Source organism: Rhizobium sp. SG570, from assembly GCF_012275345.1.
Taxonomy (GTDB): domain Bacteria; phylum Pseudomonadota; class Alphaproteobacteria; order Rhizobiales; family Rhizobiaceae; genus Rhizobium; species Rhizobium lusitanum.
The window spans coordinates 14,722-27,510 of the sequence record NZ_JAAZQI010000014.1; the positions used below are offsets into that span (position 1 = coordinate 14,722).

The 12,789-nt window shown below is 57.7% G+C and carries 13 protein-coding genes and 1 pseudogene; 4 read left to right on the forward strand and 10 right to left on the reverse strand.

From position 1 onward, the window contains the following. Window positions 1–57 precede the first annotated feature (57 nt). On the reverse strand, window positions 58–180 hold the full coding sequence (locus FHT28_RS36720; protein WP_280518139.1) for a hypothetical protein: 123 nt from the start codon (window positions 178–180) through the stop codon (window positions 58–60). A 253-nt stretch (window positions 181–433) separates the two neighbouring features. Between FHT28_RS36720 and FHT28_RS25050 the strand changes: the two genes are divergently transcribed. Further along, entirely contained in the window at window positions 434–1,426 is a 993-nt protein-coding gene (locus tag FHT28_RS25050; protein ID WP_168597624.1) for a zinc-dependent alcohol dehydrogenase family protein, read from the forward strand. 39 nt (window positions 1,427–1,465) lie between these two features. Here FHT28_RS25050 and mgtA read toward each other — a convergent pair whose 3' ends face one another. From mgtA to FHT28_RS25085, 7 genes are all read right to left on the reverse strand, one after another. Further along, on the reverse strand, window positions 1,466–4,039 hold the full coding sequence (mgtA, locus tag FHT28_RS25055) for a magnesium-translocating P-type ATPase (protein WP_052212681.1): 2,574 nt from the start codon (window positions 4,037–4,039) through the stop codon (window positions 1,466–1,468). A gap of 150 nt (window positions 4,040–4,189) precedes the next feature. Next, window positions 4,190–5,320 carry an ABC transporter permease gene (locus tag FHT28_RS25060; protein ID WP_047562077.1) on the reverse strand — a complete coding sequence of 377 codons (1,131 nt, stop codon included), beginning with the start codon at window positions 5,318–5,320 and terminating at the stop codon, window positions 4,190–4,192. Window positions 5,321–5,322: 2 nt separating this feature from the next. After that, entirely contained in the window at window positions 5,323–6,459 is a 1,137-nt protein-coding gene (locus FHT28_RS25065; protein WP_168597625.1) for an ABC transporter permease, read from the reverse strand. Further along, complete coding sequence (locus FHT28_RS25070) at window positions 6,456–7,421, reverse strand: ABC transporter ATP-binding protein (RefSeq protein ID WP_131512280.1); 966 nt, start codon at window positions 7,419–7,421, stop codon at window positions 6,456–6,458. The genes FHT28_RS25065 and FHT28_RS25070 overlap by 4 nt, the downstream gene beginning before the upstream one ends. Beyond that, entirely contained in the window at window positions 7,414–8,361 is a 948-nt protein-coding gene (locus FHT28_RS25075; RefSeq protein ID WP_047562073.1) for an ABC transporter ATP-binding protein, read from the reverse strand. Before FHT28_RS25075 ends, FHT28_RS25070 begins: the two co-directional genes overlap by 8 nt. Further along, a complete protein-coding gene (locus tag FHT28_RS25080) occupies window positions 8,358–9,539 on the reverse strand; it encodes an efflux RND transporter periplasmic adaptor subunit (protein ID WP_210166113.1) in 1,182 nt (393 codons plus the stop codon). The genes FHT28_RS25075 and FHT28_RS25080 overlap by 4 nt, the downstream gene beginning before the upstream one ends. 215 nt (window positions 9,540–9,754) lie before the next feature. Beyond that, entirely contained in the window at window positions 9,755–10,576 is an 822-nt protein-coding gene (locus FHT28_RS25085; RefSeq protein ID WP_047562101.1) for a universal stress protein, read from the reverse strand. 27 nt (window positions 10,577–10,603) lie between these two features. Here FHT28_RS25085 and FHT28_RS25090 point away from each other — a divergent pair, with 27 nt between their 5' ends. The 3 genes and pseudogenes from FHT28_RS25090 to FHT28_RS25100 form a co-directional block, all read left to right on the forward strand. After that, the gene (locus tag FHT28_RS25090; protein WP_156151567.1) at window positions 10,604–10,753 is read left to right on the forward strand and encodes a hypothetical protein; all 150 of its coding nucleotides are present in this window, start codon (window positions 10,604–10,606) and stop codon (window positions 10,751–10,753) included. A gap of 111 nt (window positions 10,754–10,864) precedes the next feature. Beyond that, window positions 10,865–11,371 carry an Hsp20/alpha crystallin family protein gene (locus tag FHT28_RS25095; RefSeq protein ID WP_037201058.1) on the forward strand — a complete coding sequence of 169 codons (507 nt, stop codon included), beginning with the start codon at window positions 10,865–10,867 and terminating at the stop codon, window positions 11,369–11,371. Between the two features lie 143 nt (window positions 11,372–11,514). Further along, a pseudogene (locus FHT28_RS25100) lies at window positions 11,515–11,799 on the forward strand (IS4 family transposase); the annotation flags it as partial. A 244-nt stretch (window positions 11,800–12,043) separates the two neighbouring features. On the opposite strand, the gene FHT28_RS25105 reads toward FHT28_RS25100, so the two are convergent. After that, the gene (locus FHT28_RS25105) at window positions 12,044–12,463 is read right to left on the reverse strand and encodes a hypothetical protein (RefSeq protein WP_047562279.1); all 420 of its coding nucleotides are present in this window, start codon (window positions 12,461–12,463) and stop codon (window positions 12,044–12,046) included. Beyond that, window positions 12,456–12,713, reverse strand: coding sequence for a prevent-host-death protein (locus FHT28_RS25110; RefSeq protein ID WP_047562281.1), 258 nt, complete (start codon window positions 12,711–12,713; stop codon window positions 12,456–12,458). The genes FHT28_RS25105 and FHT28_RS25110 overlap by 8 nt, the downstream gene beginning before the upstream one ends. Between the last annotated feature and the right edge of the window lie 76 nt (window positions 12,714–12,789).

A 12,789-nucleotide genomic window follows, 5' to 3' on the forward strand; every position in this document is an offset into this window, starting at 1 on the left:
CTTTCGGGATCTGGCGCGATGTCGCCGCCTTCGAACCTCGAAATTTTTTCAGGATGGTCATTGCGTTGCCGATTTCTCAAGCGCCGCCTGTCGCCCGGTGCCGGCGATCGGCTCCACCCATAGAATGCCGATGATCGTGGCAATCATGACGATCAATATGATCAGCAATAGCTTTTGCACCGATGCCCTCCTGGCGTGCCATACAATTTGGCCTGTCTTTGGACGTTTTCACGTTCTTGCTATGCGCGCGTTGATCCGGGTCAAAGCCGAGGCAGCATTTGTGTGGGAGGAGAAGGGTGGTAGATCAAACTGCTCGCCGGAGTGATCCAGTGGCGGAAAAGGTTGCTTGAAACGCAGATGGACGCGCCGTTTCTCGGCTTCTTCTTCCGACATTGAGCTTCGAAACGAGCCCCAATTTGGATGGGCTTCAGCCATGAAAGCGATGGTTCTTCGACAAATCGGGAAACCGCTGGAATTTGTCGAACGTGATAATCCAAGGCCTGGCCCAGGCGAGCTGAGGATCAAGGTTGAGGCCTGCGCCGTCTGTCGTACTGATCTTCATGTTGTAGACGGTGACCTCGACAATCCAAAGCTTCCGCTCGTACCGGGTCATGAGATCGTGGGTATTGTCGATGCTGTGGGCTCCGGCATCGAAAGCGCCAAACTTGGTCGCCGCGTCGGCGTTCCCTGGCTTGGCCACACATGCGGAACATGTTCTTTCTGTCAAATGAAGGCTGAGAACCTATGTGACCGGCCGCAATTCACCGGCTACACCCGCGACGGCGGTTTCGCGACGCATGTTGTGGCCGACGCAGCCTTTGCGTTCGATCTCGATGCGGACGCCAATCCGGTATCGCTCGCGCCACTTCTGTGTGCCGGATTGATTGGCTGGCGTTCGCTCAAGAAGGCCGGCAATGGCAAGAGCATCGGTCTCTTCGGCTTTGGTGCCGCCGCGCATATCCTGACCCAGATCTGCATCTGGCAGGGGCGTGACGTCTATGCGTTTACGCGCAGCGGCGACCATGCAGCGCAACAGTTCGCGCTGGAGCTGGGCGCGGTATGGGCCGGCTCGTCGGAAGAGAACGCTCCAATTCTGCTCGACGCAGCCATCATCTTTGCACCCGCAGGCGATCTGGTGCCGACAGCGCTCAAGGCTATTCGCAAGGGCGGGGTAGTCGTGTGCGGCGGAATTCACATGAGCGACATACCGTCCATGCCCTACGCTGTTCTATGGGGGGAACGCGAGCTTGTCTCGGTCGCCAATTTGACACGCGCGGACGCAGCTGAGTTTTTTCCGATTGCCCAGAGCGCCGGCGTGCGAACCCACACCACGGCCTATCCACTCGAGAGGGCCAATGAGGCGCTCGCCGATCTGCGCGCCGGGCGTCTTGTCGGTGCAGCGGTATTGGTGCCCAGGGCAAGCTGACCGGATATGAAAATGGGCTTTACCATACTGCCGACACCATCATCCCCGGCGGAAATAAATTCGTTTCACCAGCTCAAGCGTCGCCGCGTAGAGTGCCGAGATCGCGATCAGCCCTCCCATCAACGGAATGGGGAGCGGTGTGAAATCGAATATGCTCGCGACCAGCGAAAAATAGGGCAACACGAGGGCGATGAGCGTGATAAGCGCAGTCGACCAAAGGAGTAGGGGACCAGGCCTGTCCTTCCATGCCGCCATGGTCGTGCGAACGATCAGCATGGTCACGAGCTGCGTAATGAGTGATTCGACAAACCAGGCCGTGCGGAACTGACTGGTTGTCACGTGCACGACAAACAACAGAAATCCGAACGTCACGAAATCGAACAACGAGCTGACCGGGCCAAAGAAGATCATAAATCGTTGGATGCCACGAATGTCCCATCGCCTCGGACGCTGCACTTGCTGTCGATCGACCCTATCCGTGGCGATTGCCATAGATGGAATGTCCGCAAGCAGGTTGTTGAGCAAGATCTGTTTGGCGAGCAGCGGCAGGAACGGGAGGAATAGAGAGGCGATCGCCATGCTGATCATGTTGCCGAAGTTCGCGCTCGTCGCGATCGATATGTATTTCATGGTGTTGGCGAAGGTTCGCCGACCGTCGTCCACGCCGCGGATCAGCACGTTGAGGTCCTGTTGCAACAGCACGAGATCAGCAGCCTCCCGGGCGACATCGACCGCGCCGTCGACAGAAATGCCGACGTCGGCGTCGTGGAGGGCTGGAGCGTCGTTGATACCGTCACCCATATAACCGACCACATGACCGGAACGCCGCAACGCTTTGATAATGCGCTCTTTCTGGTTGGGATCAATCTCGACAAACAGATCTGTTTTGGGCGCACGGGCGAACAATGCATCGCTGCTCATCGATGCCAGCTCTCCGCCGGTCAAAACATGTTTCGTTCTCAGCCCGATCGTGTCGGCCAGGTGTTTGACGATGTAGCGATTGTCGCCGGATATGATCTTGATACCGATGCCGCGATGTTTCAGTCCTGCCAGCGCATCCTTGATGCCTGCCTTCGGCGGATCAAGAAACAGGAGAAAGCCCTCGAGGCAGAGCTCGCGCTCGTCGCCAACGTCATAAGATCCCTTGTCTTGAGCGAAGCGCCGAGTGGCGATTGCGATCACGCGAATGCCATCCTCGCCCCATTTGCGATAAAGCGCGTCGACGGCCGCACGCGACCGGTCATCGAGAGGCTCGACAGCATCGCCTGTCCTGACGGAGGTACAGACGGAAAGGATATTGGCGACGGCACCTTTGCAGACCATCATCGTATCCTGGCCGGCGCTGTTGACGATGACCGATAGGCGTTTGCGCATGAAATCGTATGGAATCTCGTCTTTCTTCACAAAGGCTTTCAGATCTGCGCCAATTTCGCCGGATGCCAGTATGGCATCGTCGAGCGGGTTTTTGAGGCCGGCCTGCAGCGATGCGTTCAAAACGGCGAGTAAATGGACCTGCTGCGAGCGCTTGCCGCCCGGATCGACGCAATCGTCGAGTTTTATGATGCCTTCCGTCAGCGTGCCGGTCTTGTCGGTGCACAGAAGGTTCATGCTCCCAAGATTTTCAATGGCGTCGAGCCGACGAATGATGACGCCGCCGGCAGCCATGGCGCGCGCGCCGCGGGCGAGCGTCATGCTGATAATCGCAGGCAGAAGCTCAGGAGTCAGCCCGACAGCCAACGCCAGAGAAAATAGCAGTGAGTCGATCAGCGGCCGGTGCAGGAGCAGGTTGGCAACAAAGACGGTAATGACGATCACCAACATGATGCGCGTCATCAAATAGCCGAAGCGACGTATACCTCGTGAAAAATCCGTTTCGGGTATCTGTTTCGCGATTGCGCCGGCGATGGTCGCGTACTCGGTGCGTCCACCTGTTTCGACAGCGACGACGGTTGCCGTGCCGCTGCGAACCGACGTGCCGGTGAAAACGCAATTGGACCTGGCGGCGATCGGAGCGTCGGGTGGACAGACACCGGCAAGCTTGCCGACCGGGAAGGTCTCGCCCGTCAGGGTGGCCTCGCTGACGTTCAAGTCACGCGACGAAAGGATCACACCATCGGCCGGAACAAGACTGCCAGCTGCAAGCTTGATGATGTCACCGGGGACGATGGTGTTTGCCGGCACGAGGGATTCTATTCCGCCCCTTACAACTGTTGCGGACAACGAAATGCTTTTCTTCAGCGCCTCCAACGCCTTCGTCGCTCCGTACTCTTGAGAAAAGCCGAGCAGACAGCTCGCAAGGACGATGAGGCTTATGATGATGGCATCATGCATCTCCCCGACCAGCGAAGATACCGTCGCGGCGAAGATAAGAATGAGAACGAGGGGATTCAGAAATTGCCGTGCCAGAATATGAAGCGCATTCGTGTGCGTCGTAGCGACGACGGTGTTCGGGCCGTAGTTCCTTAACCGGGACGCTGCCTCCTCGGGCGAAAGACCCCTTGCCTGTGAGCCGAGATCGTGCAGCAGGAGGTCTTCGGCCTTCGACCAATAGGGCGAGGTCGACGTCGTTGTATCTTGGCTTGCGGAAGCCCGATCTTTAAGCGGAGCGTTCATGTCAATTGACCCCTTGAGTGTAACTGACGTTAGCCGGTCCATCCCCATCGCTTCATTGACGCTCATCAAAACTCGCGGTTCATAGTGTTCGACGTCTTCCCGTTCAGAGACGTCGCGCGGGAGAAAACGCCGAATAGGTCGAAGCGGGCGCTAATCGAGCGACTTGCGAAACCGCATCACACTCAGTGTCAGCATTCCAGTTCCGAGGATTGCCATCGCGGCGAAATCGGGCCAGAGAACATCGATACCGGCTCCTTTGAGGAACACGGCGCGGATGACGACCAGGAAATAGCGCAGCGGATTGATGATGGTCAGCCATTGCAGGACTTTCGGCATGGCTGAGATCGGAAATGCAAATCCTGAAAGAATGAACAATGGATTGAGCAGAAAGAAATTCAACGCGAAGGCCTGCTGTTGCGTCCGCGAAAAAGCCGACAACAGAAGGCCGAGGCCGAGTGCTGCCAAGAGGAAGAGACAGGCGCCCAGAAGCATGATCCAGGGACTTCCGACAAATGGCACGCGAAACCAGAGCACCCCGATCGTCGCCACGAGAGCGATGTCGCCGAGGCCGATCAGGAAAAACGGCAAGGTTTTGCCCAGGATGAATTCGAAGGGGCGAATGGGGCTGACCATGACCTGTTCGAGTGTTCCCACTTCGCGTTCACGCACGATCGCAAACGCCGTGAGGCTCATCACCTGCATCAATGTCAACGTGCCGATAACGCCGGGAATGAAGAACCAGCGATCGTCCAGGCTCTCGTTGAACCAGGGGCGCTCTTGCAGCGACACGGTGACCGTGCGAGGTGCCACTTGGGTGTCCGGGCGCCTGTCGTCTGTGGAATTTTCTGCTTCAAACTGGGCAACGATCTGACTGACATAGCCGGCTGCGATCAGTGCCGTGTTGGAATTGGTGCCGTCCACCACGACTTCAAGAGCTGCGGAGCGTCCATTGTTCAGGTCCTGCTCGAATCCGGGATGGATCAAAACCGCGACGGTTGCTTGATCCGTGTCGATATCATGGGTGATCCTGCGTTCATCGTCCGTGCGGTCGACGATGTCAAAACGCCCCGCAGCCGCGAAATGGGAGATGAGATTGCGGCTCGCCTGGCTTCGATCCAGATCGAGTACGGCGGTCGCCACATGATTGACGGTAAACGTTGCGGCATATCCATAGATGACCACTTGGAGGACCAGCGGGACGACCAGCCGGAAAATCGCCCAACGATCACGCTTGAGTTCGATGAACTCCTTCATCAGCATAACGTATAGGCGCTCGAGCATGGCTAATCCAACCGTTTGCGAAAGGCGATGGCGGCCAGATAGGCAATCACGGTTGCAAAGATCACCAGCCCGAGAAGCGGGCCTGCCAGATCCGCTAGGGAGCTGCCCTTCAGAAATATGGAACGAAGGATGCTGACATAGTACCGGGCATAAACGAGGAACGTCACGGCGCGGACGGGTGCGGGCATCTGGTCGATCGGGAAAGTGTAACCGGACAACATGGTGGTCGGCAGCATCGTAAGGATTAATGCAATCTGGCTGGCGCCGAGCTGACTGCGAATGCGAACCGACAACAGGTATCCGATCCCCAGCACCACGACGGCAAACAGCGCGGTCGTCATCACCAAGGTCGTGACGCTGCCCCTGAACGGTACCTGAAACCAGAAAATCGTAACCAGAAGACAGAAGGCGGCGTCGATCAGCGCAATCAGAAAATAGGGAACCAATTTCCCGAGCATGACTTCGAATGCAGTGACAGGGGTGGAGATAAGCTGTTCCATCGTACCCCTTTCCCACTCGCGCGATATGGTGAGCGAGGTCAACTGAGCGCCGACGGCGGCAAGGATGACAGCCACCACGCCGGGAATGATAAAATTACGACTTTCCAGGCCGGCATTGAACCAGACACGCAGTTGCAGATCGATCTGGCCGATGGCGTCAGGCTGTAGGCCGTGCGCTTGCGCCCATCGGTTTTTGAAATCGGTCAAGGCCTCGGCAATTACCCCTTTTGCATAACCCGTCGCTATATTCGTGGTATTGGCATCGGTGCCGTCGAATATCGTTTGGATGTTGGCCTTGGCGCCGGAGCTCATGCTCCTCGTGAAGGTTACGGGAATGACCAGCGCGCCGATGCAGGTGCCGCGGTCGATGGCCTGTCGAATCGCGCGGTCGCTGTCGAGCGCGTGGACCGCTTCAAACCATCCCGATGCTACGAAACGGCTGGTGAGATCACGGCTGGTCTGACTGTTTTCCTGATCGTAGACGCAAAGGGAGACGTTTTTGATGTCGAGGCTGACGCCGTAGCCGAGCAGCGCCATCTGCAACAGCGGCATCAACAACGCTATCGCAAGACTGCGTGGATCGCGGCAGACTTGCAGTGTCTCCTTGTAGGCAATGGCGAACAATCGACGTCCATTCATGGATGAGCGCCTTCGACGTGGCCGCGGGAGACAAGCTGGACGAAAACGTCCTCCAGACTTGCCGAGATGCGATTGGGGGAGCCGGCGATGATGCCGCCTTGGCTAAGCAATAAGGGAAGACCTATCGCCATGGCGCTATCGCGGAGCAAAACATGCAATTTGTCTCCAAAAATTGCTGCATCGATCACGCCTGGGGCCTGCCGCAGCTTTGCAAGGCCGGCTCCCAACATGTTGCAGGAGATCTCGAACAATTCGCCACCGAGTTCGCGCCCTCGCAGTTCGCCCGGGCTTCCGAGAGCAACCAGTTTGCCCGCATTGATCAGCGCAATTCGGTTGCAATACTCGGCCTCGTCCATGTAGTGCGTCGACACGAGGATGGTTACGCCGCTACCGGCCAGATTGTGGATCATGTCCCAAAAATGACGCCGTGCTTCAGGCTCGACGCCCGAGGTGGGCTCGTCGAGAAACAGGACTGGCGGACGGTGCAGAATAGCGCAGCCGAGCGCCAGCCGCTGCTTCCAGCCACCAGCCAACGTTGCGACGAGAGCGTCTTCACGGCCTTCTAGGCCGGCGGTGGCTATCGCCTGCGCCATTCGCGAGGCCATTTCCCGGCGGGGAACGTGATACATCCCACCGAAGAATCGCAGGTTTTCCCTGACCGTAAGATCGGAATAAAGAGAGAATTTCTGCGACATGTAACCTATATGCGCGCGAACATCTTCAGGATGGCGTGCAACGTCATAACCCGCGACGAATGCCGATCCGGCGCTCGGCCGTAGCAGGCCGCAAAGCATGCGCAGCGTCGTCGATTTGCCCGCGCCGTTCGGACCGATGAATCCGACGATTTCACCCTTGGTGATGGTAAGATCAAGGTCGTCGACGGCCACAAATGTGCCGAACCGTTTGGTAAGTCCCTGCATCTGGACGGTTGGTGCCGATGGTGTCGGATCAATGTTATCCATCCCGCCGCTCCTTGCCCAGAAGTGCGACGAAGACATCCTCGATCGCCGGCTCGACCGGCGTGATCGCCATCACGGGGATAGCGCGCCCGGCGAGCCGCTCACGCAGTTCGGGTTCTCGCATGTCGGCGTCGTCTACCCGGACATTGACCCTGTCTCCCATCAGAAGCAGGCCAAGAACGCCAGGAGCGCCCACCAAGGCATCGCGTGCAGCGCGAGGATTGTCGGCAGAGACGGCAAGAAGGGCACCCGGCATCGCTTGTTTCAATTTCGCCGGCGTGTCGCAATGATGTATTTCGCCGCCGCTGACGAGCGCCAGGCGCGAACAGCGCTCGGCCTCATCCATGTATGCCGTTGAAAGGATGATGGTGACGCCTTCTTCGCGCAGGCCATAAAGGATCGCCCAAAAGTCCCGGCGTGAGACAGGATCGACTCCAGTTGTGGGCTCGTCGAGGAGCAGGACTTTCGGGGTGTGTATGAGTGCGCATATGAGCCCCAGTTTCTGTTTCATGCCGCCGGAGAGCTGACCGGCAAGACGGTGTTCGAAGCCACGAAGGCCGGCTGCATCCACAAGTGCCCCGGTACGTTCTCGGCGGATCGCCCGCGGAACGGAAAACAGCTCCCCATAGAAGAAGATGTTTTCGGCAACGGTCAGATCCTCATAAAGCCCGAAGCGCTGCGGCATATAGCTGATCTGCGATTTGGCCAGCTCCGGCATTGCAACGACGTCGATACCCTCGATGGTGACGGTGCCTGCATTCGGTCGCAGCACACCGGCGAGCACGCGCATGATGGTGGTCTTGCCGGCACCGTCCGGCCCAACCAGCCCGAATATCTCGCCACGCGCGATGTCGAGGTTGACGTTACTCACGGCCGACAGCGAACCGAAACGGCGAATGAGGCCCTGCACGTGGACAGCGATGTCGGTTGCCGCGCCGATCATTGGCCTGACGCCAGGAGAGAAATGGTCGCATCGGCCGGCATGCCTGGCAGCAATTCATGTGTCGGGTTGTCGATCTCGATGCGGATCCGGTAGACAAGCGTGATGCGTTCGGCGTGGGTCTCGACGGTTTTCGGCGTGAACTCAGCCTGCGGGGAGATGAAGCTAATTCGGCCCTTATAGATTTTACCAGGATAGGTATCGGTGACGACGTCCACCGCTTCACCCAGCCGCACCTTGCCAATATCGGGGCCGTTCACATAAGCGCGAAGCCAGATGTGATCGAGGTCATCAAGTGTGAGGATGGCGACGCCCGGAGCGGCAAGTTGACCGAGTTCGGCTTCGCGAACGGCGACAACCCCGGTGAAAGGGGCGCGAAGCGTGGCGTAGGCTAGAGTCATTTCGTCCAGCTTGATCCTCGCTTCAGCTGTCGCGACGCTTTCCGTAGCGAGCCGGACGTTGGCTTCTGCCACCCCGACCAGGGCTTGATCGTGCGCAAGAAGCGCTGAAGATTGCTGTTGCGCGGTCAATGCGAGATCTCGTGTCTGCTGCGAGACAACGTCACTCTTTGCCAGAGTTTCCGCGCGAGCGAAGTCGCGCTGTTTCTCGGCAAGATCGAATGTGTCGCTCACAACGCTATGCTGGGCAGCCGAGAGATTACTTTGGTTGACGCTGACCTGGGCAATTGCGACGTTGAGATTGGTGTGGTCTATTGCCAGCTGCTGTCGATAAAGACGGTCGTCGATCCGTGCGAGCACCGTGCCGGCCTCGACACGCGCCCCTTCGTCGAAAGGAAGCTCAATGATCGGAGCCTGTACTTGGGTAAAACTCAGGACGCTCTGATGTGCTTCGATATTGCCGGAGATCGTGATGTGGTCAACTGCGAGGGAGGGGCCGAATAGGGCATTTTGGAGCGGCTGCCGATACCAGAAGCCTAAACCGGCCATTGCAACGATGATCGCGACACCCGCAGCCAAGCGACGGTTTCGACGCATTCGCTCTCCAGCCCTATGATCTGCAGCTCGTCCAGTGATTGGATCATGCGGTGATCCATCGGGGGCGGGTGCGATCTTCATCGTCGCGATATCCCTCTGTCGATCGATCCCCTCCGCTTTGTTGACGGCGGGTTCAATCGATTTCTCCGCGGAGTTTTTGGTGGTTTCGTCAGTTTCAGTTGGCATCAGCGTTCACCTCTAATGCCTTGCTAACCATTGCACGGCGCGCGCGCCTTGACCTTTGTCAACAGGCGATCGTCTGAACGCGTTGGCTGCGGGAATGGGTTGAGTGCCAAGCGTCAAGTTGGCTGCGACGGAGCAATTCCCTGCCCACCTACCGGCAATCCGCGCGCCAGGCCGGCATGGAGGAATAAACGCCTTACCGACCTTCCATTGCTTGATCAGTGAGCGACAAGAACCGGCATTTCGAGATCGGCCAGCAATGATCGAGTGACGCCGCCAAGGACCAATTCACGCATTTTGGAATGCCCGTAGGCACCGGCGACAAGCAGATCCGCGTGAAGGGCTCTGGCGGCCGATTGGATAGCAACGGCTACCTCTTCGCCATTTGCACGAGCAACGACAACTTCGACATCCAGGCCGCTGTTGCGAAGGACATTCGCGTATCGGTCCCGAGCCTTCTCGTTCATTGGAGCCTCGTTGGTGATCGAGATCAAGATGATCTTCGAAGCACTTTCCAGGAATAATCTGGCACCGGTCAACGCAGTTGACAGCGGCGCGCTCCCATCCCAGGCGATTGCTACGGTATCGATCCGGCTACAAACATGGTTTACAGGGAACAGGACGAGAGGTCGGCCGCTTTCGAACAGAAGGTTCTCAAGCAAAGGCATCATGGTCTCGGACGCTTCGACGATTGAGAGATCATAAGCGCGCGAGATTTCCACCAGAGTATCCGGGATCAGCGGCTCCGACGCTTCGAATGTCTGAATGACGGCCCTTATGTCTGCTTTGTTGGCGTAGTCGCACACTGCTTCGCTCAATGCGACACCGCTGTCGCGGCTGAAGCGCTTTGCCTGCGAACTCAATCGTTCAACGTCGTCCACCCATGGGGATGATTGTCCGACGAGCGGCGTCTTGATCTGCAGAACGCTCGCGGTGAGATCTGCTTTTTGATGTCGCGCCAAGTCGACTGCGTTTTGAACCACGGAAAGCGAACTGGCACTGGGATAGGTGATCAATGGCAGATGGAATTGCGGTTTCATGTCAGTGTCCTCCAACAGGCTGACATAATGATCGCGTCGCTGCCCCACCGCCGCTTTGATGAAGATCAAGGTTGTCCCGCCCCGAAGGGGGCGCCGATCGATTTCATGATCGGCAAGATGACGATCGCGATCGCCTCGGGACGCGCGACAGCGCGCCATTTTGATGCTGATCAATGAACAACGTCGCAACACTGTCTTTGATGATATCGCGTCTTACGAAGACGATTTGGAAAAGGGCCGGGGCAAGGTCGTCCTCCAATGGTCCTCGCAACGAAGAGGAGAAATGATATGGCCGATATGGCAAGGAAGCTCCCCGTGAGCACGGAGAAGAAGGCGGCACCCGCTATGGAGCGCTGGGCGCCATTCGAGAGCCTGCGGTCTGAAATTGATCGCGTCTTCAATGACTTCACCCCTGGCTTTTTCGATCGCACACTCGCACGTTTCCCGAATGCTTTCGCACGTGGCATGCCGGCCATCGACTTCGTCGAGTCCGATAAGGCCTATGAGCTCACGGCAGAGCTTCCAGGTATCGATGCGAAGGACGTGGAACTGACGCTCGCGGACGGCATCCTGACGGTCAAAGGCGAAAAGCATGAAAGCAAGGAGGAAAAGGAGAAGGAATACTACCTCTCCGAACGGCGCTATGGTTCGTTCCAGCGCAGCCTCCAGCTTCCCGACGGCGTCGATGCCGAGAAGATCGATGCCTCCTTCGCAAATGGTGTTTTGAAGGTCGTTCTGCCGAAGACAGCCAATGCGCAGAAGAATGACCGGAAAATTGCGATCAAGGCAGGCTAACCCATCTGGCCTCAATCCCGTGTCCGTCGCGGCTCAGCTGTAGGTTATCAAGGGGGCCGGCGGCACAGGAAGGGAGGGGCTCGCCCCATATGCGCTAACTTAAGGGCTGGACGGGGCGAATCTGTCTGTGATTCATAAGGCGGATGCGAACGACTGATTCCATCGACCCCGATTGGTCCAGACTGCTATCGAAGCTGGAGCACGTCATCGATCTCGGCACGACAGCGCGTACATCCAAGGCGCTTGTGCGACGACGCGGGGTTGGTGACGCCGCGACCTTGCTGCGGCTGGCATTGGCTTATGGGCCTGGCGGCATGAGCTTACGCTCTGCGGCCGCTTGGGCGGGCCCGAATGATGTGGCCGCGATTTCCGATGTTGCTCTTTTGAAGCGATTGCGCGGCTCGGCGGACTGGCTGGGGGACATCGCCGGCGCATTGCGAGTCAACGTTAGCGAGGCGGCGTATAAGTTGGCGCATATGGCGCGCAAGGGGAGCCCTTCGAAGGCGGTCGGGTTCCTCGTAAAAACCCGGCCTGAAGCTCTGCCGCATCTCTCGGCGTCGCCATGAATGACATCCAACAAACGATCTCAAGCGTCAAGCCGCTAAGGTCACGGAGCCGATCGGCGACACGTTGCGAGGTTTCAAAGACCGGTCAGCTGCGAATGACGGCACATCAACGCCGCTTGATCTGCGCGCTCTTCTGCGTGATGAATGGTTTGACAGCCTCCGCAACCTTTCCCAAGAACGCCTTGCTGAACTGCCCCAAAATTTCGGCATTCGGATCGTAGTAAAACGAGGTTTCCGCCACATCATAATTGTATTCGGAAACCGTAATCCAGCCGTCTTTCCACTCGCGCAAACCTGAACGACGGCGCTCGAGAGCCGGGATTTCCAGCGCGGTCTGATCGCTGCGAGGTGGTGTTCCTGATATTGCCAGAAGGATCAAATGCGTCTGCTTCCCGCGTGGGATAGCGAGCATCATGCACACTGGACGCTCCTTGCGACCTTCTGTTTCCCCGCGGTCTTGCTGCCATTTCCACAGGTAGGGATACTGGAAGACTGAACCGTTGGGTGGCATGCGATTGTCACTCATCGCCAGACTTACCCTCCGCGATTAGCCGGTCAAGTTCCGGAACGATCAATTCAGCCAGTTCTGTCGGTGTCTCGCCAGGGCCGAAAACCCGGCGTGGATCGCTGTTTTCTTTCATCGCGGCAAAGTCCTCATAGGTCATGAGAACGTAGCGCGCCTTTCTGTGCTGCGTGATGGCCACTGGCTGGCGGTCCGCCGCCATGGTAACGGTCTTGATATCGCGCAATAATTCCACTGTCGAAAATTTCTGCATAAAAGCGCCTCCTATGACTTAAGCGAATAATACGAATTATTTGACTATTCCTCAAGCCCAATATTGAACTTGAGGG

What these genes read in the sequence shown, in the direction of transcription:
- FHT28_RS25060 (WP_047562077.1), bottom strand. Translation starts at nt 5,320, where the DNA reads ATGCTCGAGCGCCTATACGTTATGCTGATGAAGGAGTTCATCGAACTC.
- FHT28_RS25075 (WP_047562073.1), bottom strand. Translation starts at nt 8,361, where the DNA reads ATGATCGGCGCGGCAACCGACATCGCTGTCCACGTGCAGGGCCTCATT.
- FHT28_RS25085 (WP_047562101.1), bottom strand. Translation starts at nt 10,576, where the DNA reads ATGAAACCGCAATTCCATCTGCCATTGATCACCTATCCCAGTGCCAGT.
- FHT28_RS25105 (WP_047562279.1), bottom strand. Translation starts at nt 12,463, where the DNA reads ATGAGTGACAATCGCATGCCACCCAACGGTTCAGTCTTCCAGTATCCC.
- FHT28_RS25110 (WP_047562281.1), bottom strand. Translation starts at nt 12,713, where the DNA reads ATGCAGAAATTTTCGACAGTGGAATTATTGCGCGATATCAAGACCGTT.
- FHT28_RS25070 (WP_131512280.1), bottom strand. Translation starts at nt 7,421, where the DNA reads ATGGATAACATTGATCCGACACCATCGGCACCAACCGTCCAGATGCAG.
- FHT28_RS25090 (WP_156151567.1), top strand. Translation starts at nt 10,604, where the DNA reads ATGATCGCGTCGCTGCCCCACCGCCGCTTTGATGAAGATCAAGGTTGT.
- FHT28_RS25080 (WP_210166113.1), bottom strand. Translation starts at nt 9,539, where the DNA reads ATGCCAACTGAAACTGACGAAACCACCAAAAACTCCGCGGAGAAATCG.
- FHT28_RS25065 (WP_168597625.1), bottom strand. Translation starts at nt 6,459, where the DNA reads ATGAATGGACGTCGATTGTTCGCCATTGCCTACAAGGAGACACTGCAA.
- FHT28_RS25050 (WP_168597624.1), top strand. Translation starts at nt 434, where the DNA reads ATGAAAGCGATGGTTCTTCGACAAATCGGGAAACCGCTGGAATTTGTC.
- mgtA (WP_052212681.1), bottom strand. Translation starts at nt 4,039, where the DNA reads ATGAACGCTCCGCTTAAAGATCGGGCTTCCGCAAGCCAAGATACAACG.
- FHT28_RS25095 (WP_037201058.1), top strand. Translation starts at nt 10,865, where the DNA reads ATGGCCGATATGGCAAGGAAGCTCCCCGTGAGCACGGAGAAGAAGGCG.